30 protein-coding genes and 2 pseudogenes are annotated in these 20,727 nt (G+C 51.6%); 3 read left to right on the forward strand and 29 right to left on the reverse strand.

Going from position 1 to position 20,727, the window contains the following annotated elements; genetic code table 11:
* Positions 1-54: 54 nt before the first annotated feature.
* Positions 55-468, forward strand: coding sequence for a coiled-coil domain-containing protein (locus tag AC22LX_RS05930; RefSeq protein ID WP_072207329.1), 414 nt, complete (start codon positions 55-57; stop codon positions 466-468).
* A gap of 27 nt (positions 469-495) precedes the next feature.
* Here the strand turns inward: AC22LX_RS05930 and AC22LX_RS05935 are convergent, their stop codons facing one another.
* The 18 genes and pseudogenes from AC22LX_RS05935 to AC22LX_RS06020 form a co-directional block, all read right to left on the reverse strand.
* Positions 496-2,847, reverse strand: a complete 2,352-nt coding sequence (locus AC22LX_RS05935) for a tape measure protein (RefSeq protein WP_487333845.1) — start codon at positions 2,845-2,847, stop codon at positions 496-498.
* 59 nt (positions 2,848-2,906) lie between these two features.
* Positions 2,907-3,311 (reverse strand): hypothetical protein, encoded by a 405-nt coding sequence (locus AC22LX_RS05940; protein ID WP_015705863.1) that lies wholly within the window; start codon positions 3,309-3,311, stop codon positions 2,907-2,909.
* An 86-nt stretch (positions 3,312-3,397) separates the two neighbouring features.
* The gene (locus AC22LX_RS05945; protein WP_487333846.1) at positions 3,398-3,928 is read right to left on the reverse strand and encodes a KilA-N domain-containing protein; all 531 of its coding nucleotides are present in this window, start codon (positions 3,926-3,928) and stop codon (positions 3,398-3,400) included.
* Between the two features lie 175 nt (positions 3,929-4,103).
* The gene (locus AC22LX_RS05950) at positions 4,104-4,808 is read right to left on the reverse strand and encodes a DUF6246 family protein (protein ID WP_487333847.1); all 705 of its coding nucleotides are present in this window, start codon (positions 4,806-4,808) and stop codon (positions 4,104-4,106) included.
* Between the two features lie 67 nt (positions 4,809-4,875).
* On the reverse strand, positions 4,876-5,640 hold the full coding sequence (locus AC22LX_RS05955; protein ID WP_395030891.1) for an immunoglobulin domain-containing protein: 765 nt from the start codon (positions 5,638-5,640) through the stop codon (positions 4,876-4,878).
* A 58-nt stretch (positions 5,641-5,698) separates the two neighbouring features.
* Positions 5,699-6,082: a phage tail termination protein gene (locus AC22LX_RS05960; RefSeq protein ID WP_212769684.1), complete on the reverse strand. Its 384-nt coding sequence runs from the start codon at positions 6,080-6,082 to the stop codon at positions 5,699-5,701.
* Positions 6,079-6,447 carry an HK97 gp10 family phage protein gene (locus tag AC22LX_RS05965; RefSeq protein ID WP_348854188.1) on the reverse strand — a complete coding sequence of 123 codons (369 nt, stop codon included), beginning with the start codon at positions 6,445-6,447 and terminating at the stop codon, positions 6,079-6,081. Before AC22LX_RS05965 ends, AC22LX_RS05960 begins: the two co-directional genes overlap by 4 nt.
* Before the next feature lie 2 nt (positions 6,448-6,449).
* Entirely contained in the window at positions 6,450-6,812 is a 363-nt protein-coding gene (locus tag AC22LX_RS05970; protein WP_023301678.1) for a hypothetical protein, read from the reverse strand.
* 172 nt (positions 6,813-6,984) lie between these two features.
* Positions 6,985-7,365, reverse strand: coding sequence for a DUF7370 family protein (locus tag AC22LX_RS05975; RefSeq protein ID WP_487333848.1), 381 nt, complete (start codon positions 7,363-7,365; stop codon positions 6,985-6,987).
* Positions 7,366-7,367: 2 nt separating this feature from the next.
* Positions 7,368-7,769 carry a hypothetical protein gene (locus AC22LX_RS05980; RefSeq protein ID WP_487333849.1) on the reverse strand — a complete coding sequence of 134 codons (402 nt, stop codon included), beginning with the start codon at positions 7,767-7,769 and terminating at the stop codon, positions 7,368-7,370.
* 9 nt (positions 7,770-7,778) lie between these two features.
* Entirely contained in the window at positions 7,779-8,855 is a 1,077-nt protein-coding gene (locus AC22LX_RS05985; RefSeq protein ID WP_487333850.1) for a major capsid protein, read from the reverse strand.
* A gap of 11 nt (positions 8,856-8,866) precedes the next feature.
* Positions 8,867-9,307 (reverse strand): hypothetical protein, encoded by a 441-nt coding sequence (locus AC22LX_RS05990; RefSeq protein ID WP_032708492.1) that lies wholly within the window; start codon positions 9,305-9,307, stop codon positions 8,867-8,869.
* A 362-nt stretch (positions 9,308-9,669) separates the two neighbouring features.
* Positions 9,670-10,507, reverse strand: a pseudogene (locus AC22LX_RS05995) (DUF2213 domain-containing protein); the annotation flags it as partial.
* 62 nt (positions 10,508-10,569) lie between these two features.
* Positions 10,570-10,881: a hypothetical protein gene (locus AC22LX_RS06000; RefSeq protein ID WP_316423136.1), complete on the reverse strand. Its 312-nt coding sequence runs from the start codon at positions 10,879-10,881 to the stop codon at positions 10,570-10,572.
* A 42-nt stretch (positions 10,882-10,923) separates the two neighbouring features.
* Positions 10,924-11,814, reverse strand: a complete 891-nt coding sequence (locus tag AC22LX_RS06005; RefSeq protein ID WP_487333961.1) for a phage minor head protein — start codon at positions 11,812-11,814, stop codon at positions 10,924-10,926.
* Between the two features lie 31 nt (positions 11,815-11,845).
* A complete protein-coding gene (locus tag AC22LX_RS06010; RefSeq protein ID WP_487333851.1) occupies positions 11,846-13,294 on the reverse strand; it encodes a DUF1073 domain-containing protein in 1,449 nt (482 codons plus the stop codon).
* Between the two features lie 11 nt (positions 13,295-13,305).
* Positions 13,306-14,778: a phage terminase large subunit family protein gene (locus tag AC22LX_RS06015; RefSeq protein ID WP_487333852.1), complete on the reverse strand. Its 1,473-nt coding sequence runs from the start codon at positions 14,776-14,778 to the stop codon at positions 13,306-13,308.
* Entirely contained in the window at positions 14,765-15,337 is a 573-nt protein-coding gene (locus tag AC22LX_RS06020) for a terminase small subunit (protein ID WP_164961820.1), read from the reverse strand. The genes AC22LX_RS06015 and AC22LX_RS06020 overlap by 14 nt, the downstream gene beginning before the upstream one ends.
* A gap of 22 nt (positions 15,338-15,359) precedes the next feature.
* On the opposite strand from AC22LX_RS06020, the gene AC22LX_RS06025 reads away from it, so the two are divergent.
* Complete coding sequence (locus tag AC22LX_RS06025) at positions 15,360-15,587, forward strand: hypothetical protein (protein ID WP_487333853.1); 228 nt, start codon at positions 15,360-15,362, stop codon at positions 15,585-15,587.
* A 197-nt stretch (positions 15,588-15,784) separates the two neighbouring features.
* Here the strand turns inward: AC22LX_RS06025 and AC22LX_RS06030 are convergent, their stop codons facing one another.
* The 5 genes from AC22LX_RS06030 to AC22LX_RS06050 form a co-directional block, all read right to left on the reverse strand.
* On the reverse strand, positions 15,785-16,036 hold the full coding sequence (locus AC22LX_RS06030) for a hypothetical protein (protein WP_487333854.1): 252 nt from the start codon (positions 16,034-16,036) through the stop codon (positions 15,785-15,787).
* Between the two features lie 358 nt (positions 16,037-16,394).
* A complete protein-coding gene (gene lysC / locus AC22LX_RS06035; protein ID WP_487333855.1) occupies positions 16,395-16,586 on the reverse strand; it encodes an Rz1-like lysis system protein LysC in 192 nt (63 codons plus the stop codon).
* The gene (locus AC22LX_RS06040) at positions 16,555-16,932 is read right to left on the reverse strand and encodes a DUF2570 family protein (RefSeq protein ID WP_487333856.1); all 378 of its coding nucleotides are present in this window, start codon (positions 16,930-16,932) and stop codon (positions 16,555-16,557) included. Before AC22LX_RS06040 ends, lysC begins: the two co-directional genes overlap by 32 nt.
* Positions 16,929-17,423: a lysozyme gene (locus AC22LX_RS06045; protein ID WP_487333857.1), complete on the reverse strand. Its 495-nt coding sequence runs from the start codon at positions 17,421-17,423 to the stop codon at positions 16,929-16,931. Before AC22LX_RS06045 ends, AC22LX_RS06040 begins: the two co-directional genes overlap by 4 nt.
* Positions 17,401-17,625: a class II holin family protein gene (locus tag AC22LX_RS06050; protein WP_015705890.1), complete on the reverse strand. Its 225-nt coding sequence runs from the start codon at positions 17,623-17,625 to the stop codon at positions 17,401-17,403. The genes AC22LX_RS06045 and AC22LX_RS06050 overlap by 23 nt, the downstream gene beginning before the upstream one ends.
* Before the next feature lie 419 nt (positions 17,626-18,044).
* On the opposite strand from AC22LX_RS06050, the gene AC22LX_RS06055 reads away from it, so the two are divergent.
* A complete protein-coding gene (locus tag AC22LX_RS06055; RefSeq protein ID WP_063410419.1) occupies positions 18,045-18,332 on the forward strand; it encodes a hypothetical protein in 288 nt (95 codons plus the stop codon).
* A gap of 73 nt (positions 18,333-18,405) precedes the next feature.
* On the opposite strand, the gene AC22LX_RS06060 is transcribed toward AC22LX_RS06055, so the two are convergent.
* The 6 genes and pseudogenes from AC22LX_RS06060 to AC22LX_RS06085 all read right to left on the reverse strand — a co-directional run.
* Positions 18,406-19,095: a bacteriophage antitermination protein Q gene (locus AC22LX_RS06060; protein ID WP_487333858.1), complete on the reverse strand. Its 690-nt coding sequence runs from the start codon at positions 19,093-19,095 to the stop codon at positions 18,406-18,408.
* The gene (locus AC22LX_RS06065; RefSeq protein WP_487333859.1) at positions 19,092-19,232 is read right to left on the reverse strand and encodes a YlcG family protein; all 141 of its coding nucleotides are present in this window, start codon (positions 19,230-19,232) and stop codon (positions 19,092-19,094) included. Before AC22LX_RS06065 ends, AC22LX_RS06060 begins: the two co-directional genes overlap by 4 nt.
* Entirely contained in the window at positions 19,229-19,594 is a 366-nt protein-coding gene (rusA, locus tag AC22LX_RS06070) for a crossover junction endodeoxyribonuclease RusA (RefSeq protein ID WP_487333860.1), read from the reverse strand. Before rusA ends, AC22LX_RS06065 begins: the two co-directional genes overlap by 4 nt.
* A complete protein-coding gene (locus AC22LX_RS06075; protein ID WP_487333861.1) occupies positions 19,587-20,159 on the reverse strand; it encodes an NUMOD4 motif-containing HNH endonuclease in 573 nt (190 codons plus the stop codon). The genes rusA and AC22LX_RS06075 overlap by 8 nt, the downstream gene beginning before the upstream one ends.
* Positions 20,152-20,583: a NinB/YbcN family protein gene (locus AC22LX_RS06080; RefSeq protein WP_087877426.1), complete on the reverse strand. Its 432-nt coding sequence runs from the start codon at positions 20,581-20,583 to the stop codon at positions 20,152-20,154. The genes AC22LX_RS06075 and AC22LX_RS06080 overlap by 8 nt, the downstream gene beginning before the upstream one ends.
* A pseudogene (locus AC22LX_RS06085) lies at positions 20,580-20,648 on the reverse strand (hypothetical protein); the annotation flags it as partial. The pseudogene AC22LX_RS06085 and the gene AC22LX_RS06080, both read right to left, overlap by 4 nt.
* Between the last annotated feature and the right edge of the window lie 79 nt (positions 20,649-20,727).

Raw genomic sequence — 20,727 nt, forward strand, 5'->3', positions numbered from 1 at the left:
GCCGGTTAGTTACCAGGTTAGGCTGATTAACCCTACACAAATCGGCGGATAATTATGGACATCGGTTTACTTATTGCTTCTCTTAAGAACGGAATTGGCGCCCTCTCTGCTGTTCAAAGCAACGAGGTCTTGCGCGAGCGTATCGCTTTCATCGGCGAGCAGATTGACGTACTTCAGAAAGCCCATGCTGCCACCGTACAAGAACTTGCCGAGACGAAAGCCAAAAACGTAGAACTTGAAAAGGAAATAGCGGCTTACAGGGCAAAGGATCAGTTTGTCGAGCACATGGGTGCGGCCTTTAGAAAAAATCCCTCTGGTGGCTACGTCAACGCGGTTTATTGCCCCAACTGTCATAAACAAGTCGGGAGTGGGTTTGATGATTTTCCGTACCATTGTGGCTCCTGTGGTTGGACATCGAGATTCGAGGCTCGTGAAACAGAGCATGTGATGAAGTCTCTTCCTCAGTGAAAACCAACCCGCCGGAGCGGGTTGGTTTTAGTAATCGCCATTGGCCTGCCGGCGAAGGCCGAACGTGTCCTGCATCTGAGAGGACATCGGGCCACCGTTCTGCATATCGGTGATAAAGGTTTCGATAACCAGTTGCCCGCCGTTCTGGCTGCTGCGGGTATCGACATTGACGCCATTAGCATAGTTGTAAACGTTGTTCACGACTTGCAGCGCGCCGCCGCCACTGCCCTGCAAATCCTTATTGCTGATGACAGAACCGTTATCACCCGGGATCATGTACTGACTGCCATTACTGGCACGGTAGATTTCAGGCATGCCGCCCTCACCTACCTGGTACATTGAACCCGCCGAAACCGGACCACCATTCTTGCGCTTGCCGGCCAACGATGAGCCTACAGCCAGCGCAGCCACCAGAGCGCCGAGACCAATAGCAACCGCGCCGCCGAACGAACCGATCGACGCCACAAGCGCCGCCGGCGTCCATGCTGCTGTTGTGGCCGCCGCCGACGATGTGCTGGCTGCGGTTGTCGTTGCCAGAGAACTGACTTGCGTAGCAGTGGTGGCGGCTATAGCTGCTTGCTGGGTTGTTGCCCCCAAAATAGCAGACTTAGCCCACTGAACTCCCATTTGCACAAAGGTATTAATTACCTCGTTCAAAATGGTATTCCCAATTGAACGCAATGCATCAGAGGCAGCCATGCTTCCTGTCACTATGCCTGTTAATGCATTACTAGCACTATTAGCAAAACCATCAAACGCCGCCGCTGCCGCTTGTGTCGCAGTGGTTTGCTGCGCCCACTCTTGCCACATAGCTGCTATGCGCTGGTCTCGATATTGCTTTTCAATAGAGGATCTAGCCGCCTCAGCCTCAGCTATTTTCTGAGGGTACATTTGAGCGTACATTTTGATATCAGCAATATCCTGCTGGTACTGAGTATCTAGCCCTATAACCCTACTTGATTTATTCTGAATTGAACTAAACTTGCTTGCCGTATCAGCTCGTTCTTTTTCAGCTTTGGCCTGTTCGCGCAACGCTTTTGCGTTGTCCCAAGCTTTTGCTGCATACTCTCCAGCCAAAGCAATTTGTTCTTGCGATGCCGCTTTGCCCAAAGATTGCTGGGCATTTAGGATTGCTTGAGCTCTTGATAGTTCAGTGATGCTACTGGCGGACAGTTCTGCTTTGCTTTTTAAATCCGACAACCTTTCCGTAATTAATTCTTGTGCTCTAGCGTACTGCTCAGCCTCTTTCCGTGCTGCGGACTTCCCACCCTTGGTCTTACTTTGCGAAGTGGTCGATACAGCTTTTATCTCAATAGGCTTGGTGTTTTTCGCCACCTTTTGCGCTGCATCCCAACCGGCGCGGGATGCCTTTTCCCAGGCATCTGCAGTTAACTTTGCTGATTTCTGCTCATTTTCTTTCTGCCAATCGCCAAACCCCAACCATCCCCAAGTCCTTGCTCTTCTTGCATACATTTCAGCTTCAGATCTAAGGTCTGCGATTTGTTGACTTGCAGTCGCAGCCTGACCAGTTAATCTGCCTATTGCTACAGCCAAAGAATCGATCACTAAGACCATTCCGTTACTTGCCCCTGTAGCCTTATTTAGATTATCCACCATTGTTAGGAATGAATTAGTTAATGATGTATTGGCTTGAGACAAAGTCCTTGGTAGTTTCTCGAACTCGGTATTAACTAAAACGGTCTGTTTCTGAATGGCGTTTAGAGCATCCTGCGCCGATAATTTTCCTTCGAGCATCAATTGGCGAAGCTCTCCCACGCCAATTCCCATTCCTGCAGCAATCTGTCGCGCCAACTCCGGCATTTGTTCAAGTATTGAGTTAAATTCCTCAGCCCTCACAGTCCCCGAAGAAATCGATTGACCGAATTGTCGAAGAGCATTCGCCATTTCCTCTGAAGAAGTGCTCCCTATACGACCAATTTTCTGCAAAGTTTCTGTAAGTTGAATAATTTGGCCGTTTGATGCCCCTGTGTCACGTAATGCAGTACTAAGCGATTCCCATAGCTTTGTCGTGTCCTGTATAGACCCGCCTGTCGATGAGCTAACTCGCATAAGACTTTGCATGGTTTGAGAGGCAGATGATGCACTTCCAGTTAATCTCTCAACTCTCGCATTTAACTGACTCATATTATCTGCAGCAACAAGGAATGCTCTTCCCCAATCAACGACAATAGATGCAGCAACAGCTCCAGCGACTTTATTAAGGCTTGTTTGCAGTTGTTCAAATTTTTTCGAGGCATTATCGGCGCTGTTACCGATTGCGTTTAATGATTTGTTAGCCTGTCGCTCTCCAACCAAAAGCTTAGCGGTATCAGCTTCGATTTCTATATAAAGGCTACCTACTTTTTCACCTTGCGACATATTTTCTCCAGGCAATAAAAAACCCCGTCAATGCGGGGCTTAAATCAGTTCATCATTGTTTAAGGGACTCGCTTAACCCTTCCAAACTGGAAGTTTGCTGTGGTGTCATACATCACCCCATTAGAGAACATAAACACATAAAGTTGATTTCCTGTGTATCCGCCATAACTGTTTTTTGCATTAACCTGCACACCGACAACCTGGCCATACGTCACGCCTCCACTCGTCGAAGAAAGGGAGCCATCCTGCGAATAACCTTTGAAGGGAGGTTCAAACGTATATCGAGCAGACTCCGGGTCTTTCAGAATAGATGCCATGTGGTTTTTAATTTGTTGCTGATAGTCATTCGGCAAAGTGCCGTAATTTGCAGTGGATATTTCCACTTGAGAAGGTGGCTTAGGTGCGCAGCCTGCAATGACAAACGACGAAGCGGCCAATACTGCCGCCATCAAAACCTTTTTCATATCCCTATCCCCATTGATTAGTTTGGACAAATCCTAGCAGGGATAGAAGCGAACGACAAAACGCTCTGGCGTGGGCTTATCGATAACTATGCGATACCGGGTAAATATAACTGGACCTCATCAGCAGCACGATCGCGCGCTGCATGGAGCAATTGCTTACGCCCACCTACACCCCACTTTGCCATCTGGCTCGCGCACAGGCTGATTGCTTTGGTTTCAGTGTTGATGATGTGGTCGATTTTATTCAGGCGGGACATAGCGCCGATCCCCAAACGAACGACGGTTCGAAATACCTCGTACACCTCAATTTCGAACTCCGGCTTAATCCAGGCTGCATAACGAATTGCTAAAAGTTCCACTCCCCATGCGCCACTTTGATCACCACCCTTTACAACCCTAAGTGGCTGATTTTGTTCCGAAGCACTTTTTAGTGCTTTGGATTCTAGAGCTTTCACGAAGCGTTTGATCTGGGCACTGCGTAAGAACACGCTGGGACGTTGGGATTCTGTCGCTTCTCCATTAGCTACTGCTGCTGCATGGAGATCATTAAGGCTGTAGCGCCCTTCATCGTCTACACGAACGGAAACGCCGTTAACTGATACGGTTGGATATTTCATGCGATTTACCTTAAGAAAGCGAACCTGTCACACAGAAAAGCCGCCCCAAGAGGCCCGCCGGCACTAGCGGCAGTTCTCAGGATCGCTTTCTGTAAGGTTCTTGGATTATACATTGCGCGTGTGAAGCGCGGTGAAACGCGGATATAAAAAAGCCCCGGACTTTGCCGAGGCTGATTCATCTGGTTTTGCTGGTTTGTTCCTGCTGCATTAACGCCTGCCAGCGCCGATCGTCATCATCCATAACTGCATCGTACTCTTCCCGTGTAAATCCTTTCTGGTTCGGGTACTTCGCATTAAGCATTAAGGCGAACTCAGTCATTGTGAGGTTTTCAGCCTCTTCTCGACTTATGCCGAAATGATTGCGCGCGGCCATGATGTAATCGGTAGCGCGAAATTCTGATGTGGTTTCATTCGACTCGTAGCGCTGCAACTTGCGTACTTTCGCCTTGCCAATGATTCCATGCATCATCAGATTTTGAGCAACGATGATCATTTCCGTCGCCGGCATAGTTCCAGGACGCCACATGAATCCCCGCTTGCGTGATTTTCCCGGCTTCATCCATCCGACCAGTTCCCCGATATCGTCATCGCAACAAGCAGTAAGAACGGCATGGGCAGCCATAACTGCTTTACGGTTCAAAAGTCCGCTCTGGATGAATCGCAGAACGCAATCTGGCAGGCGGCTGTACTCATCGCGGATATATACCTGAGCCGCCAGTTGAATTAACGGTGTCGCCTCATCGTTACACAGGTCATAGAACGTCTGGACGATTTCGTCCGGCTCGCCTATGCGCGCCATATTTCGGAAGGATGGACGGAAGAAGTATTCATTGGTATCAGTGCCGATGACACATTCACCTAATTCTTTAATGGGGGTCATATTCGCTCCATAAACAGTATCAAGGGCGTTTATGCGCCCTTTGTACTATTCACGAACTGGCTTGCGCTTAGTTGATTGTCACTGTGCAGGCGGTGGAGGTGATCTTCGCCGGCGTCGTTGCCGAATCAGTCACCTCACAGGTATAAACCCCGGCGTCGCCGGCGGCTGCACTGGCTTTGTTGAAGGTCGCTGTAGTCTGGCCACTTACAGCAGAACCGTCTTTTTTCCATACGTAAGTGTACGGAGCAGTGCCACCGTCAACCGCTACTGACATGTTAAGCGCAGATCCCGCGGTGACCGTTTTCGTTGCAGTCAGGTTGGTTGTGAAAGCCAACGCCGGGCCAGCAACCTCAAAGACGACAGTGTCGGCATCGTAGACTTTCCACTCCCCGGAGAAGGTGGAAATATCTGAAGTGCCGAAGTCACCAGACCATGAAGTGGTGTTGAAGTACCCCATGATATAAGTGCCAGCATCTTCACCGGTGAAGTCAAAGCGCACCCAAATCGTCGGCTGCCGGCCAGCCTGCACTTCGTCGAAAATGTATTTCGAAATAGCGATAGCGCCGATCTCAGTTGTTTTGTCCTGTTTACGGAATTCACCTTCACCGGAGATGGTGAAGTCCATGTTATTCACCAGGTTCTCAACCAGTCCTTTCGTATCGTCAGCTTCTGAGTTGACGGTGTTCATGGAGTAGTCAAAGCCTTTTGTGGTCATAGCCCCGAGACGCTTCCATTCGGAAAGCGCCGGAACGGTGTCAGCACAGCCATAGGCCATACGTAGCACCGCAACCTTACCGATTAGCTTACCGGTATCATTCTGGCAGCCCTGCATGTGTACCTCTCAAATAAAAAAGGCCGCCAGAAGGCAGCCTGATGGGTGAATCTGGCGATCACTCGCCGTATGTACATGAAACAAGCAGCCGGGTTACTAACCGGCCCTCTTCGGTTGGTATAGCCGCCGGAACATTGCCGACAAGCCGAAGCGCGCCGACGCACTCATCAGCTCCAGTTTGCGCGCTAATATATTCAACGATGGCGTTAACCGCAGAGTCAGCGGCATCCGGATCGACTTTCGAAGAGATTACGTCGACCATCACATACCAGTCTCCGCCGAGGTCATAAGTAATATCGGTGCCGCCGGAAGGCCGGAATACGATGAACTGGTCAGCATCTTTCCCGGTGTCACGCCACTGCCGCCATTGAACCTTAAATCCAGCAGTCAGACCCTCGCTCTCAAACAGATCCTTCAGGCGCATATACATCGGAGGTGTCATAGCGAAAGCTCCTTCTTAACCGCAGCGTCTATCTGGCTACGGGTATCTTCGAAGCCCTTCGTTAAGAACTCTTTTCTCGCCGTTGAACGTCTGAAGGTCTGTTGCACTGCCGGGTCATGAACGAACACCGCATAGTTTGCTGTATAGCCGACGCGTCCAGTAACACGAACACCCCGAGCAATGATTTCCCGGTACTGGCTGTTAAGCAGCGTCGATGTGTCGATTGGGGTATAAAGCGCCGCCTGCGCGCTACCGATAAGCATCGCCGACTGGATTGCGCGCACGGCCTTACGCCCCTGGACGTCTTTGATGATGCGATCGAGGTTGGCCTTGGCCTGGCGGATTCCTCTCACTTTCAGGCCCATAATCAGACTCCCGTAATCAGTGCGAAATCGTCCGCCAGTCGCTCGAAGGTGTCGGCGAACTGGACGATCTGCCGTATCTCATCAGCTTCATCCGGTGGCGCCGCATCGGTTGACGCGCCAATCAGGATGTAATCTCCCTCCCGCGCCGTTGCGTACTCGGTCCATATCGTATTTTTAACCACGATCTCCCGGCCAAGGTCACCGATTTTCGCCGAGAGCCCGCCCTGGTAGTCGCAGAGAATAGCGATAGGCGCTTCCCACCCGTACGGCTGACCTCCGCCGTCGGTATCACTACCGTCAGCATCGCGTATGCGCCGCCAGATTGTCGCTGTCGCGGTATAAGACCAATTGGCAACCGAAGACATCAGTCATCCCTCCATCGCAGTACAACGGAACCTGTGGCGCGTATGCGGTCGCAGTTGATGTACCACTCGCCATTGGATTTGACGTACGCCGTCGTTTGCTGTCCGGTATCGGTCATCACCCAGACACGGACGAATGACCGCGGATGGCGTTCTTTTACGGATATCCATTTCATCAGCAACCACCAACGACCATAAACAGGCCTACGCTATTACCGGCACTAATTGGGAGTTCACCAGTGCAGCCACTGGTATCAAGCTGGGCCAGCGAGTCACGCAACCAGGTGATGCTGTCATTGCCATAATCGAACGAACGTGACGCTCCTGATGGCGCTCCCTGCGATTTTATTCGCCTGGCACCGGAAGACGTCGCCATGAGCGCAGCGGCATACATGAGGATGAGTTTTGCCGTGCATTCGTCATATCCCGCACCATCGAGGCACGGGATAATCTTGTTCACCACGCAGAGAATCGGATCCAGTAGCGCGCCGGGAATGGAATAACCCAATTCACCGAGGAACGCCTGCACATCAGCCGCTGTGATTGGGTCAGCCATGGTTATTTCGCCTTTTTGTTTGCTTCCGCCAGCGCGGCTTCGGCCTCTTCAGCGCGTTTGTTCGCCGATTCCAGCTCAGCCGCATGCGCCTGCTTCAGCTGCTCAAGGGCATCAGCATGCTCTTTGTCTTTTACATCAGAATTTGACTGGGCCTGCTTCAGCTGCTCAAGGGCATCATTGAGTTTTGACTGCAAATCAGATGCCCCGGATGCAACCGGCGCAGACGGCGTAGCCACTTCGAAGACGAGCTTTTCACCCTTCTTCTCAGTGGATTTCTCAACCTTGCCCTGCTCAATCCACTTTTCAGCGATTGAGTCATCAACATCATAAACCTGTCCAGCCTCCAGCTTTTGAAGGCTGGCACCGGCAAAGAGGTTTGCTACCAATACCTTTACGAGTGCCATGTTGTTTCCTTAGCTCGAAGCGTGAATAACAGAGTAGTGACCGTTGATGTCCTGCTTGACCATCAGGCCTGCAGCTCCCCAGGTGCGCCATACGTAATCTGAGTTGTAGTGCAGGCGCGGATCAGCGACGGTGCCGAACGCCTGGCCGACGATAGGAGCAATCACGCCGGCCTGCAGCGGTACGATTACGATTTCGTTGCCGGTCAGCTCAGCATCTTCTTTGATTGCCGCGATTCCTGACAGTTTTGAGATTTCTTCCAGCACGGTGCGGAGAGAGTTCACATCGAAGTACTGTTCCCAGTTGGACATGATTTCGCTGGAGACGTACCACGTCTGCTGGCCGTACTGCATGTTTTGCAGCTTGAGGACGTCACGCAGGGCGATCGCTGCGGCACGCATGGCTTTCGGGTCAGTGCTGGTTGCGAAGTCTACGGTCAGTGTCACCTGCGCCACACGCTCATCATGACGTAAACCCTTCCAGGTCTTGTCATCGAATTTAATGTAGTTACCTGCCGCATCGCGGAAACCTTCCCATATGTAGTCGACATACTGACGACGTACGTCATCGACAGAACCCGCCTGAGCATCGGCCAGGGATGAGAGCGCAGATCCTTTATTGAATACCGGATCACGCCAGTTGAACTTAAAGCCGCTGTCGTGGATCGGCACCATGGTGCCATCGAAGGTGTAAGACTTCGCATCCAGCGCAGCACCAATCTGACCGGACATGGAAGTGTGCGCCCAGCCACGGCCGCCGGTGCGAGCGTACTCATACACAGACTCTTCCAGGCGAACAGAGCGAGACAGCGGCATCAAGTCGTTCAGCAGCGTGAATTCGGTGTTCGGTTCGAATTGCTTCATCACGGTCTGGTCGTAGGCTTTGTACAGACGGCGGATATCGTCGACTGCGTTTACCGCATTCAGCTCTGGTGTATCTTCTGCATCGCCACGCCATTTAGTGCGTGCAATGAAATCAGCGGCAGCCTGAGCGCTGGCATTGCGAGCTGAAGTCAACTTTTTAAATTGAGAGGAGTTAACCTCTAGGTTCCCAGTTTCGGTCGCCTTCTTAGTGGAGAATACAAACATTCAGGTGCTCCTTATTTAATGACCACGCGCAGGAGGTCACCTGCCGTGGCAATGGTATATGGACGGTCTTCTTCTACGTAGCAGCGGACCGACTCATCAGTGCCGACAGCTTTAACTCGACCGTTGGCCACAGAGAGCGGCTGCCCTTTTGTGTAAGTGCCTGCTGCAGCTGGAACGTTGAAGAAAACGCCTGGGGTTGGGTGAAAAGCAACAACCCAGTCGCCAGCCTTGATGACGTCGTCTACGGTTTTGCAACGCAGGTAGTCATAGTTGGCTACGTAGAGGATCGCGGCTTCATTACCATCCACGGAGGCGGTGAATTTCTTCGTGGTGTTGTCGAAGAAACCAATCGTACCTGGAGGCGTATCAGCGGCTGCAGCGCCTTCACGGTGAAGCTGTGGGTTTGCGAAGATACCGCCCGCATGAATTACGTGTTTTCCGTCTTTAGCCATTTTTTACTCCGGCATTTCGCTGACTGATTGGGTGTTGGTAGCCTGGTTGCGGAATGCACCGTTCAGGCCGAAAGAGGTTTGGCACTTGGCGTACATGGCGTCGAGCGCCTTACCGTCCAGATCTGCGACTTCTTCATCGCTCATATTCATCGCCAGCTTCACAGCTGCGCGCTTTTCGCCTTTCTCTTTGTCAGCGTTCGCGTTCAGGCTGTTGAAAACGACGTCCACGCGATCGGCGAGTTTCTGCGCCCAGGCTGGCATCTCTTCGTTATTAGTGGCCTGATCTTTAGCCTTCTTGTCATCCGCCTCTTTCTTTTCACGGGCGGCCTTCTCTTCTGGCGTTTCTTCTTTGCTGTCGGCGTTTTCTGCCAGCATCTGATTGTATGCGTCCATCAGTTCGGCATCGGTTTTACCGTCAACCGATTTACTTTTGGCCTTCAGCGCATTAACGATGAGCTCTTTCATCGGGTCTGTTTCCTTCTGGGTTGAATCGCTGTTGGCGCCGAAAAACGCCTTTAGCTGGTTGAAAAATGTTTTGAATGCGGGGTCTTGCTGATCTGGGGCATCGGACTCTTCGAGATTGACAACCTCGATTTCGACCTCATCACCCTCGGCGTTCACAAAGATACCGACGCCTTCTTCTGGCGTTCCGGCGCCAGGTTCATCAAGCAGCACCGCCACATGGTCAAACATCATGTTGGTGGCAATCTCGTTGTACTTCTTGCCCTTTGATTCGCCGTTGGCGGCGATGCCGGAATACAGCAGGCCGGTGGAGATGTGGATCGGCTCGGAATTGGTGCCCGCTAGCATCTCGTCCAGGCGGTTAATCAGGCGCTTACCCTTCTCGCTGGATTCGGCGTACTGGCGGTTAACGTACATGTCGCCAGTCACCTTTCCGTCTTTGTGGCTGACGTTCTGCAGCCAGGCGCCGACGTGGTATTCGTTCACCGCCCGGACATCGCGCGCCGACACGTGCTTACCGTCCACTTTCGGGTGGCCCAGCGGCATCGGGTTACGTTCGAGTGTGTTGTAGGCCTTTTCGATTTCGGCTGCCGGGTACAACTTCCGGTTCATCACGATATCGTCCACGACAGGCGTGATGCCGCGAACCACGATATGTGGCTTGCCGTCGATGGTTTCAGTGGTGATGTTTGAAGCGGAGTTGACGACGGTCAGCACGTTAACGCGGTTGCGTTTCATGCTGGGTCCTCGTTGGTGGATTTCAGGCAATAAAAAAGGCCGCCTGAGCGACCTATGTAATGTTAACTAAGTCCCCACTGATGGGGGTATTTAAATGGTATTTCTGGAAGTCTAACTGACACTAAAACATCATTCGTAAATGCAGTTTCAAAAAGAGGTATTTCTTCTCTTACGCGACCACTAGCATCAATCTGCCTGAAAGGATCGTTAAGAATAACATTAACAACTTGCTCGCGAGTTAGGGTTACTTGAACATTCTCGTTGATGGCAGACATTAGGTCATCAATACTAACAAGTATGGGGTTATTACGATTTCTACAGTTAGCATTCCATAAAACATTGTAAATACGCTTACCTATTTCTCGTGCTTCCATAAACCCTCCAAACCATAGGAAACACAAGGTTATTACGCACAGCTAAACATGCCAATCATTTCTTTCTTTCGCAAGCCTTTCACTCAGCCCTTCGTTGAAAATGCTACCATCGTCGTTGAGCAGCACCGGTATCTGGCTGCAATAGCAGTTGTACCGGTTTCCGTTCTCAGCGTAGAAGTCGCGCACTTCTTCGGTGGTATAGACCTTGCCGTGACGGCTGGCGTGCCAGATGCGCGTCGTCGGCTTGAGCGCTGACAGCCACAGTAGGCCGGTATTTAGCCCCAGCCGGTCAGCGGCCCAGTCCGTTTCGTTCCATTGCGCCTGCCGCAGCGCGCCGACCTGCTCAGTCTGAGCTATGGTCTTGGCCTTCGACATCGACACGTCGAGGCGCTTGCTAATAACGCTGGCCGGTTCGCGTGGGTTAACTCCGCGCGCCACCGCATCGGTAATGATGCTGGTCAGATCGCCGCGGGCGGTATCGCTGATGACTTTCCAGTCACTGAACGTTGTCAGCCTGGCTGCTGCTATCTGGTTAAGGTGACCTGGACTGCTTAAAAGCTGCTGTAGCGTCGTCTGGCTGGCGTACACCTGCGACTGCTGCGAGAGATTATTGAAAGCCTCCAGTGTGCCACGCTGCGCCTCTGCGACTACGTAATCCATCGCCCAGAGGTTTTGCTCGCTACCATCCAGCAGGTAATCGTCGAGAATCGCTTGCACCGCTTCGAGCAGGTCGGCCATCTCCTGTGCTGACATGTCGTAGATGAACTTGCCGGCGTTGACCTGGTAGAGCCGCATGTCCGCGCCGTTGTCGTGGCACAGGAAATGCCAGTTATGGCTGTTTATCTCACGTTCTCGCCCGGTCAGGCGCTGGTCGAACAGAGCTTTCAGCGCCACCTTTATCGCGTAATACCGCTCCTCGATGTCGCGCTCCATCTTGCTGACGGACTTGCGCGACATTGTGGGGTCAACTTTCGACCGTGGTATCACCGGACTTTTCGGCTTCTGATTCTGGGTCGGCCAGTGGGTCAGGCTTTGGCTTATTGCCATCTGGCGGCTCCTCGTCATCAAGTTCAGGCAGGGCTTGCAGTTCGCCCGCCGCGCGTATCTCATTTTCTGTGATAGCTGAGCGGCCAAAGGCGTTCGTCGACTTCACTGCCACGTCCGCAAGTTTGTCCATGTTGGCAATCTTCTCTGCCTGGCTCGGTGCCAGTAAATCGGACCATCCCACGGTGACTTCTTCGCCGCTGGCAGGAGGAATAAAACCAAGCGTCCAGAAGCGAGTAACCACCTCAGTGATTACCTCGGTCAGGAAGCCATTGCGTCGGCTCATGCGGGTTTTGGCCCAGTCCTTCGCATCTTCCGTGCTGGCCCTTTCTCCTGTCTGCATGCCCACCAGCACCTTCACGGGGATCGGCACTGTGGCGCAGAACTCATTGAGCGCAGTCCGCCATGTTGGCTCCGGGTCGGCAACTGCCACTGAAAGCACGCTGGTATCGCCCTCCTGCATAATGACTGCGCTATCTGTACTGTCATTAAGGCGGCGAACCTGGTCATCCATCCCTTCAGAGAGTTGGGCCTCGCTAACACCCAGCGCTCTTGCCAGTTGGGCAAAGCTTGTCTTGGCACTGAAGTTGAAGTTGAGCTGGCGACTGGCATTCTTCAGGAACCCCTCCGCTGCACCACCAGACACCTTCTCGAGGTCCATCAGCTTGTTGAAGCCCTCTTCTAGCAGAGACTCGCCGGAATCCAGTCTTCCATCGTCTGAGCCTTCAGCCAGGATGATGACGCGATCAGGGTGAACATTGATGATTCGCCCGGGCTGGCCACTGCGTTGCTGCTGAACCGGTATCTCTGTAAACGAGTACATGTTGACAGCACCGTAGTCCTCGCTGTTCTGGTCCTCGTTATAACTGACCGGGTCGAGTTGAGCCTCCCAGACCGGGATTAGTCTTACGAGCGCCTTTTCCTGCAGCCTGCCGACCATCGCCTTATCGACAGAATCCCACCATGGCTTACTGTCTTTAACCTGGATGAGCAGCGCTGAGTAACGGCCAACGAGGTTACGTTTGTCAGCGCCCTTAATCTGCTTCCAGCAGCGCTTAAGCAGCTTATTGACCCGCTTATCCCAGGCTGTCTGCTGTGTGGCATCCTTAGTTTTGTCGCCTTCGTAAACGTCCGGGAAATCCTCCCAGCAGCCATCAACCATGCGCGCCACTGCGGCGCCGGCGATGGCATTGCGGCGGTACGCCCGGTAAAAATCATCGAAGCAAAGATCCTGCGGATACCCAAACTCCTGATACAGGCGCTTACGCTTGGTATTACTGGTGCCATTGAACAGTGCGTTGACGTAACGCATCCGCTCGCGGTCGATGCTGGCATTCGTGGCGAGTTGTTTATTTTCGCTTTCGTTCACGATTTCCTCCGTCAGCGCGAGCGCACCAACATGCCGGTTGATTGTGGTTCTGATAATTCGGTGAGCGCGTATACCGCGGCATCGAGCCGGTCAGGTGATTTCTTCGCAGTGGATGGCACGTACTCCATGAACTGGTTTTCTACCTCGTAGAGACTTCCACGGTGAGCGACTCGACCCTGCGCATACAGCGCAGAGATAGGTTCTGCACGTGCGTATTTACCCTTACTGGCGTGCACACGAATGATGCGGCCGCCGAACCCGGCATTACGCAGAGTGTCCTCGGCCATATCGCCGCCCTGGTTGGTTTCAATGACGATCGCATCAGCTTCGTGCTGCTCATAGGCATCAATGGCTTTAGTAGCCCACCCGTTAGGCGAATACTTTCCGCTGTAATCCGCATCGAGGCTGTACTGCCTCTCATCGCCACTGCCATAAACACTCGCAACAGCAATACCGGATTCATCGCTCTCTTCGCTGTTGGTGGCCTGCGGGTCGATTGCCACTACAGTACGGGCAAGTTCCTGAGTGATGCGTATCGCATGTGCGGCGCTGATCATCTCCTCGTTCCACAGTGCACCCTCCGCATTGAAGCGTTTCGGGTTCTGCATATACTGAGCTTCGGCGGTGCGCCGATGCGAGAACAGCGATACGCGGTGCGATTCGTTGTGCTTAAACGGCCACAGCCAGCCGTCAGGCAAGCCGTGATCAATCGGGATAGCGTGGGTGTTTTCCGGATATGTTTCTTCGTAGCTGCGACTGCTATCAATGAGAACAGGCAAGTTCAGGTGATACCATTTCTCGCCACTCCCGCCCCGCAGCAGATACCCGCTCAGGTCGTGGTAATGGATGCGTTGCATGATGACAATCATCGGCGTCGTCTCGATCGCCAGTCGTGATTTGATTGTCTCGTTAAAACGGTTATTGACGCCGTCACGGACGATTTCCGAGTAAGCATCATCAGGCTTAACCGGGTCATCAATAATCAGCGCGCCTTGCCAGCCTGGCTCCATATGCCCGGCACGAAAGCCGGTAACTTGCCCCGCAGCTGATGACGCATATACGCCGCCGCCGTGTTCAGTCCACCACATAGCCTTACTGTCGGCATCGTCACGCAACGCCATTGGCCACATGGACTGGTAAGCTTGCGACTTAATCATGCCGCGCGCCGTCGAGGAGTTCAGCAGCGCCAGATTATGCGAGTAGGACAGGTGCATGAAGCGCGCCCGACAGTTCAGCGCCAGCCCTCTCCCCATCATGTTGATGGTTGCCAGCTCGGTCTTCGTATAGCCAGGAGGGACGTTGATAATCAGACGCTGAATCTCACCGTCGATAACGCGATCCAGTGTCTTCTGAATCACCTTGTGGTGAGGCGCCACAATCATCTTGCCGCCGGTACGTTGTTTGAAGAAGTACCGAGCGTAATAAAGTCCATCCTCTTCACACTCTATCTTACGGGCATAGGCTTTTTGCTCAGCAGTCGTCATCCTCCAACATCTCCCGCCGCGCTGCTTTATATTCTTCTTTGGTCAGCGTTGCCATTTCGATTGGCCCGCCGTTCTTGCCTGTATGCTCATGGGTAGCCTGCTCTTTGAAAGCCATCACATCTATGTGCTTCCCGAGCAGCTCGAGGTTTTTAACTTTATCAGGCCACTTAATTTTCTTAAGCAGCCCGACCATCTCACGCTCTTCACCGCGGCCTTCGAACATCTCAGCTACATCGAATCCGCTAAGATATCTCCGCCATGATGAAGGCCACTCGCTTACTGGCTTCAGGCTCATGTCGTCTTTGAGAATGTCGAGCACGTCCATCTGGTCTATCTCAACAAGACGATTCAGGACGTATGTCGCATTTATGCCAACCAGATCATTGCGCTGCGCTTTCAGTTCGGCAATTCTGGACTGGATGTCAGGTTTTGACAGGTTTTCGGACGCAGTGCGGTTAGCTGTCTTTGCGCTGTACCCCGCCCGAATAGCCGCTTGCGTGGCGTTTAAATCGATGAGGTACTCGCGACAGAACATATCTTGTTTGTCGGTGAGTGCCATTTAAATACCTATGGGGAATGTGATGAGCAATGTGAAAATTTACGCCGGATTGGTTAATGGAGACCTAATGCCAATCCTTGAAGATAAAACCTCTGAAGAGATCGTTATGGCTTTTACTGGGGATGACACTGGAGCGCCTCCGTCATCTGTTACTATAGAAGTCGTTACTAATAACGGCTCAAAAGTCAAAATACTCATACCAAACAGCACTGCTGATGCCAGCGTGACCATTGATGGCAAGCGTTTATAGATCAGTACAGTATCCAGTATTGAAGCTCGACCCAGTCCGGTTTTGCCATAGTATTTTCCTGTAGTAAAAACCAATAAAAAAGCCACCCGTGGGTGGCCTATTCAATGTCGGTTTATCCAATCTCACTAATGAAGGGAAACCCGAAATTCGCGTACGGCAAGAATCCCCCCATCCTAGGCAGGGATAAATAATGTAATTCAAGGAAATAGTGCAGGTCTTGGTTTGTTTCTAAAAATGGCTTCTTCTATATTTGCTGTGAGCGGTTTTATTCCAGAGTACCCTAACCAGTAATTATTTTTATCAATAGACTCATATATAAAAAGAGAGAACACAACTTCTCGTAAGTTAGGATCTCCATTTGTTGGGATATATGTAAACCTCTGAATACCTTCTTCTACATTCCGTACTTCACCATTCCAGCCTTCGCCGTATAACATTACATCGCGCATAATTTTCCTCGTTAGTCCCTGATAGATAAAAATAGCATAGTCAGAGATTAACCTAGGAAGATAGGCTTAAGGTTGTGATTTACTCAACACTTAGGAGAGCATTATCGAAGCCACTCTATGGAATGTCCTCTGTAATGACGCCACCCCTACCCTCTTTTGGAGTGCAATTTAATTAGGTAGCACTATAGGGAACCGATTTACGCGGGACTCTTATAGAACCTTAACTATTAGCACGCTATTGAGTAGCACAATAGAAATCACACAACCACACCCAAGGAGGTATTTATGTTAAAAATATTGAAAGCATTAGCACCATTTTCCCCAGCAATAAACGGCATCATCCTTCTTGCTTGCCACATCATTGAGAGGCTCTTCGACGTCCTTCCTCAATTGTCCTAATCCCCGCCTTATCCAGATTGCACTGCCCCAGCGCAGAGTAAAGCTTCGCGTTTAACTCCAGACTAGCCTGCCAAGTGAACGGAACCTCCATTCCGGGGATCGGCGTGTCTGCTGTCAGGTCAGCGCTTATTGGTACCACTGGGGCTGGCACGTAAACTATCTGCTTGTTCCCGCAGGCTGTCAGCAGCGGCAGAAGGAACAAGCTGGTTAGCGCACGGATCGCCTTCAAGCGCCTGCCTGATGTAGACAATACGCGTCTCGCCTTTATTGGCCAGTTCGTTCTTTGCATTCTGGGTAGCCTGTGAGATGTCACGGATGAGGTTCATCGTGGTGATCACGTTGTTGGTGATTGCCTCCGATTTTTCTGCAAGGACCGTCGCCTTATCGCGCTGGTCTTTATAAGCGATGGCATTGTCGCGGTAGTGGTTAATCGCCCAGGCCATAGAAACCAGGAGGCAGATAACGACAGCGCAGATGATTGCGGTTAATCGGCTCATTTCTGGCCCCACTCGCAGACTTGGCGCTCAATCTCGCGTCGGGTGAACAGACCCTTCCACTGCTTGCCACCGGCATAAGTCCAGCGCTGCAGTTCTTTGCATGCCCCCGGCACATCACCGGCGTTCAACTTCTTCAGCAGCGTGGAACTGGCGAAAGCGCCAGAACCAACGTTATAAGTAAAGGAGTAAAGCGCGGCACGGGTAGGCTCAGGGATGCGAACCTTAATCAGCGGGTCGATGGCGTTAGCAACCTTTCGCAGATCTGCCTTCAGCAGGTTGTCGCACTCTTTATCAGAGTATCGGTGTCCACGGCGAATATCGGCGCCAGTGTGGCCATCGCAAACAGTCCAGACGCCGACGACATCCTGGTAAGCGTAATAGCGACGCCCTTCCAGCCCATCAGCGTTACCAAGCATGACAGAAGCGATTGCGATCGCGCCGGAACCGCCGGCGATTGCGCCAATAAGCTTATTCCTGAGCGTCGGGTTCATCTCTGCTCCTGCTTCGTCGGTTGTCTTCGCGGATTTTAAAATACAAATTTGTCAGATACGTTAGTACGGCAATGACAATGCCCACCAGCACGCCGATGGCATTCCACTGCTCGGGGCTGTAGGCATTAAGCATGCCATTCAGGATGCTCCCGGCTGAAGCGCCATACGCAGCACCAGTGGTAATCTTTTCCATGGAATACATACTCTCACCTCGCGTAGTTAGCGGGTGCTGTGTGTGTTTGAAAGGATCAGGACCGTCGGGCTGATTTATCAACAAAGCTCGTCGTAGATGATTCCCGCGGTCCTGAAATAAAAAGGCCGCGCAAAAGCACAGCCTTGAAATGAGTTTTATCGAATGTCGATTTGCCCTTTTGCGGCAAAAAAAAGCCTGCTATAGAGCAGGCCAAGAAGTAGGTTCATGTCAAACCAAACCGACAGCATCATTCCAAGTATCCCGAGCTACTGTTTTACCTGGAGGGCAATCGATGCTTCGCTTTGTCTTTCGTATATATAGCATGCGTTACAGAAGTGGGAAACATAGCAAGAACATAAAATTACAGAGTAGTTTTAACGCTCTGTAGACATTAAGATCCGATGTGTGCTTAATGACAAGGAGTCAATATGAAACAGGTAATTTTAACAACAGTCTTGCTAGTATCCTCAGCGAGCGGCTTCGCTTCAGACGCAGTCGGAAAATACAAACAAGGCGACTGCATAATAGGTACCAACCCACATTATAGCTGGAATGGCCAGATCGCCGCCGTTGAAGCATATTCTGAAATCTCGGGCTTTATCGGGCCTAAATACATCCTTAATTTTCCAAAATACAAATCTAGTGCTGTAGTCTTCGACAAGGACATCGAAGCGCACTCAACCAAAATTGGAGATAATTTCTGTAGAAATCTTTAAGACAAAAAACCCGCTCAGAGGCGGGTTAACGTAAAATTGGCACACTATCAAATTTACATGAAATATATGCGTTTCAATCCAGTTTTGCAAGACTTCCATCTAAATTTGTCGCCTTTTGTTGTGAACGTGTTCGCGTAACCTGTAATAACGAATCGCTATCAAGGCGCCGCAAAGTGCTTTTCATCTCCTCCCACCGCTCCGTAAACGTTTCTGACCAGTTCTTCGTGGTCACTCCGATCAGGGAGGCAAGCATTTGGTATTCGTATGTGTTGCGCCCTGTCAGTTCAGCTTTGACGTCCTGCGCTGCCAGCCAGATAAGCTGACGCAGACGATCGACCGTTTTCTTTGCAATGCGCACGCCGGCCAGCTTCTGGCTGAATTGCTCCCACGCCCACCAGGTGATCGTCTCCTGATGCTCCCAACGGATATTGTCGCTGTAGTTCCACAGTAGCCAGGATTTCTGATGCTCTTCCAGCGATAGAACCGCGCGGCGCCAGGATGCAGTTGAATATTCCACGGGCCGCACCAGGGCAATTGCGGAGCCTTTTGCGCGGGACTGCTGCCCTGGAATTGGCGGGCTGGATGGGTTTACCATGCGGCCGGAGACCGGATCGGCGACTTTCTTTCTGCCGCGGCTGCGCGCCGTCGCTGTGAATTGTGCGTTCTCTGCAAAGGCTACCAGTTGCCCTTTCGTCGCACCGCTCAGATCGGCGGTGGCCACTATCAGCTGCTGGCGAACATACTCAAGGTACTGGGTATTCATGTTTTCTCTCCTGAAGCCTGATAGATGCGGATGAAATTCTTCAAAATGCGGTAGTCAACCAGTACGGTGTCCCGGTGCCGGCACAGGCGCAGCTTGCTCCAGCGTTCGCGGATGCGTTCGATAACGTCACGACTCATGCGGCCTCCATTTCGGTAATGGTCAGCTCAAGCCGCCCACCTTTGACGACTGGCATTCTCTTCATGCTGTAGTAATCAACCTGCTGGTCATCGAGCCAGAACCCGGATTTCGTTAGGGCATCGAAGGCGGCCTTTTGTAGATTGTCCAGGTCACGGCGACGGCGGTCAGGCATGTGGCACTCGATACGGATTTTCACTGGAGTCGATAAGCCGATATCCAACATTGAGTCTTTGATGATTCTGGCGACGCTGTCTCGGTACGCCTGCCCTTCTGCGCTGATATGCGTGCGCCCGCGGTTATGCCGGTAGTAGCGATTGTTGCTAGGCGGCCAGGGTAATGAGATCCGGTATTGGTTAGCCATGCTGCTCACCCTCAAATCGCCAGAAATAACCTTTATGGTAAGATGATTGACCTGTGCAGCACCTGCTAATGCAGCCACTGTCAAAGCCATCGCGAACCGCATCCATAGCGGCTGCGTAGCGAACCTCTTTGCCAGTAACTCGGCATGTCGCAATTACCGATTTACTTGCGTTGTGATCCTCGCCGAATCTTCCTAGTTGATTTGGGGTTACACCAAGATCGTTATATGCATGGCGAAGATTGTTCGAAGGAGTTGTCCATTCAAGGTTTTCTGCTCGGTTATCTTTTTTGTTGCCGTTTTTATGGTTAACAACTAATCCGTCGGCGTAACCGTCGCAAAATGCCATGGCGACAAGCCTGTGTGCTGCATACTTTTTGCCGCGAATCTTTATCTGAAGGTAACCAGTGGCATGCACGTCAAACGGCTTCAAATCCTTGCCTTCTAAAACCTTCTTGTAGCCACACATCACGCTAACGGTGCGTGTTAAGGATCGGAATCGACCATGATTACTGACTTCATAATCGCTCGATATGGAAGTTTCTTTCCAAATCTCTTCTTCAAACATGGTCGTGCCCTTTTGAGTGATATTCGGAGTTGGTAGGGATCCGTAATTTGATGCCGCGCTCAGCACACCAGACTTCAATGCGACGCAGGTAGAAGGTCATTTCTTCGGAGTCGAGAAGCTTTGTGGATTTGACCCACTTCGTTTCGCCGAAAATGGTCACTGGTTTTGCTGGGCAATACAGGTCTTTGAAGAACTCATGAAGCTCTTCGTCAGTGTGGGTTTCTGTTGAGTGTTGACTGGCAGCAGCGGCAACATCGCTATTCCACATCCACATAAGTGAGTTCTGAGGAATGGAGCGCTTGTTTTTCCACGGCTTGATAATGAGGCGATAACAATCTCCGGATTCCAGCATGGGCTGTATCTGTTGTCCGATCGCGTTGAAGTTTGATTTGTGCAGACGGATGCCGTCTTTGTGTAGATTCACGCTTCACCCCCTGAGAGATAAAACGCAGAATGCAGAAAATCGCAGGTGCATTTCTGCATCTGTGACTGGTTGAAAGGTGTTCTGATTGTCGTTTGCACTTTGAGTCCCCTCAAAGCGCAGAAGTCACCGGAGTTGTTCAGGCTC

This window comes from Klebsiella sp. PK01, from assembly GCF_057624675.1.

What these genes read in the sequence shown, in the direction of transcription:
- AC22LX_RS05965 (WP_348854188.1), bottom strand. Translation starts at nt 6,447, where the DNA reads ATGGGCCTGAAAGTGAGAGGAATCCGCCAGGCCAAGGCCAACCTCGAT.
- AC22LX_RS05970 (WP_023301678.1), bottom strand. Translation starts at nt 6,812, where the DNA reads ATGTCTTCGGTTGCCAATTGGTCTTATACCGCGACAGCGACAATCTGG.
- AC22LX_RS05990 (WP_032708492.1), bottom strand. Translation starts at nt 9,307, where the DNA reads ATGGCTAAAGACGGAAAACACGTAATTCATGCGGGCGGTATCTTCGCA.
- AC22LX_RS05945 (WP_487333846.1), bottom strand. Translation starts at nt 3,928, where the DNA reads ATGAAATATCCAACCGTATCAGTTAACGGCGTTTCCGTTCGTGTAGAC.
- AC22LX_RS06025 (WP_487333853.1), top strand. Translation starts at nt 15,360, where the DNA reads ATGAGCAATGTGAAAATTTACGCCGGATTGGTTAATGGAGACCTAATG.
- AC22LX_RS06050 (WP_015705890.1), bottom strand. Translation starts at nt 17,625, where the DNA reads ATGTATTCCATGGAAAAGATTACCACTGGTGCTGCGTATGGCGCTTCA.
- AC22LX_RS05985 (WP_487333850.1), bottom strand. Translation starts at nt 8,855, where the DNA reads ATGTTTGTATTCTCCACTAAGAAGGCGACCGAAACTGGGAACCTAGAG.
- AC22LX_RS06030 (WP_487333854.1), bottom strand. Translation starts at nt 16,036, where the DNA reads ATGCGCGATGTAATGTTATACGGCGAAGGCTGGAATGGTGAAGTACGG.
- AC22LX_RS06045 (WP_487333857.1), bottom strand. Translation starts at nt 17,423, where the DNA reads ATGAACCCGACGCTCAGGAATAAGCTTATTGGCGCAATCGCCGGCGGT.
- AC22LX_RS05935 (WP_487333845.1), bottom strand. Translation starts at nt 2,847, where the DNA reads ATGTCGCAAGGTGAAAAAGTAGGTAGCCTTTATATAGAAATCGAAGCT.
- AC22LX_RS06055 (WP_063410419.1), top strand. Translation starts at nt 18,045, where the DNA reads ATGAAACAGGTAATTTTAACAACAGTCTTGCTAGTATCCTCAGCGAGC.
- AC22LX_RS06000 (WP_316423136.1), bottom strand. Translation starts at nt 10,881, where the DNA reads ATGGAAGCACGAGAAATAGGTAAGCGTATTTACAATGTTTTATGGAAT.
- AC22LX_RS06040 (WP_487333856.1), bottom strand. Translation starts at nt 16,932, where the DNA reads ATGAGCCGATTAACCGCAATCATCTGCGCTGTCGTTATCTGCCTCCTG.
- AC22LX_RS06075 (WP_487333861.1), bottom strand. Translation starts at nt 20,159, where the DNA reads ATGTTTGAAGAAGAGATTTGGAAAGAAACTTCCATATCGAGCGATTAT.
- AC22LX_RS05940 (WP_015705863.1), bottom strand. Translation starts at nt 3,311, where the DNA reads ATGAAAAAGGTTTTGATGGCGGCAGTATTGGCCGCTTCGTCGTTTGTC.
- AC22LX_RS06020 (WP_164961820.1), bottom strand. Translation starts at nt 15,337, where the DNA reads ATGGCACTCACCGACAAACAAGATATGTTCTGTCGCGAGTACCTCATC.
- AC22LX_RS06015 (WP_487333852.1), bottom strand. Translation starts at nt 14,778, where the DNA reads ATGACGACTGCTGAGCAAAAAGCCTATGCCCGTAAGATAGAGTGTGAA.
- rusA (WP_487333860.1), bottom strand. Translation starts at nt 19,594, where the DNA reads ATGGCTAACCAATACCGGATCTCATTACCCTGGCCGCCTAGCAACAAT.
- AC22LX_RS05980 (WP_487333849.1), bottom strand. Translation starts at nt 7,769, where the DNA reads ATGGCACTCGTAAAGGTATTGGTAGCAAACCTCTTTGCCGGTGCCAGC.
- AC22LX_RS05975 (WP_487333848.1), bottom strand. Translation starts at nt 7,365, where the DNA reads ATGGCTGACCCAATCACAGCGGCTGATGTGCAGGCGTTCCTCGGTGAA.
- AC22LX_RS06065 (WP_487333859.1), bottom strand. Translation starts at nt 19,232, where the DNA reads ATGAGTCGTGACGTTATCGAACGCATCCGCGAACGCTGGAGCAAGCTG.
- AC22LX_RS05955 (WP_395030891.1), bottom strand. Translation starts at nt 5,640, where the DNA reads ATGCAGGGCTGCCAGAATGATACCGGTAAGCTAATCGGTAAGGTTGCG.
- AC22LX_RS06060 (WP_487333858.1), bottom strand. Translation starts at nt 19,095, where the DNA reads ATGAATACCCAGTACCTTGAGTATGTTCGCCAGCAGCTGATAGTGGCC.
- AC22LX_RS05950 (WP_487333847.1), bottom strand. Translation starts at nt 4,808, where the DNA reads ATGACCCCCATTAAAGAATTAGGTGAATGTGTCATCGGCACTGATACC.
- AC22LX_RS05930 (WP_072207329.1), top strand. Translation starts at nt 55, where the DNA reads ATGGACATCGGTTTACTTATTGCTTCTCTTAAGAACGGAATTGGCGCC.
- AC22LX_RS05960 (WP_212769684.1), bottom strand. Translation starts at nt 6,082, where the DNA reads ATGACACCTCCGATGTATATGCGCCTGAAGGATCTGTTTGAGAGCGAG.
- AC22LX_RS06005 (WP_487333961.1), bottom strand. Translation starts at nt 11,814, where the DNA reads ATGGAGCGCGACATCGAGGAGCGGTATTACGCGATAAAGGTGGCGCTG.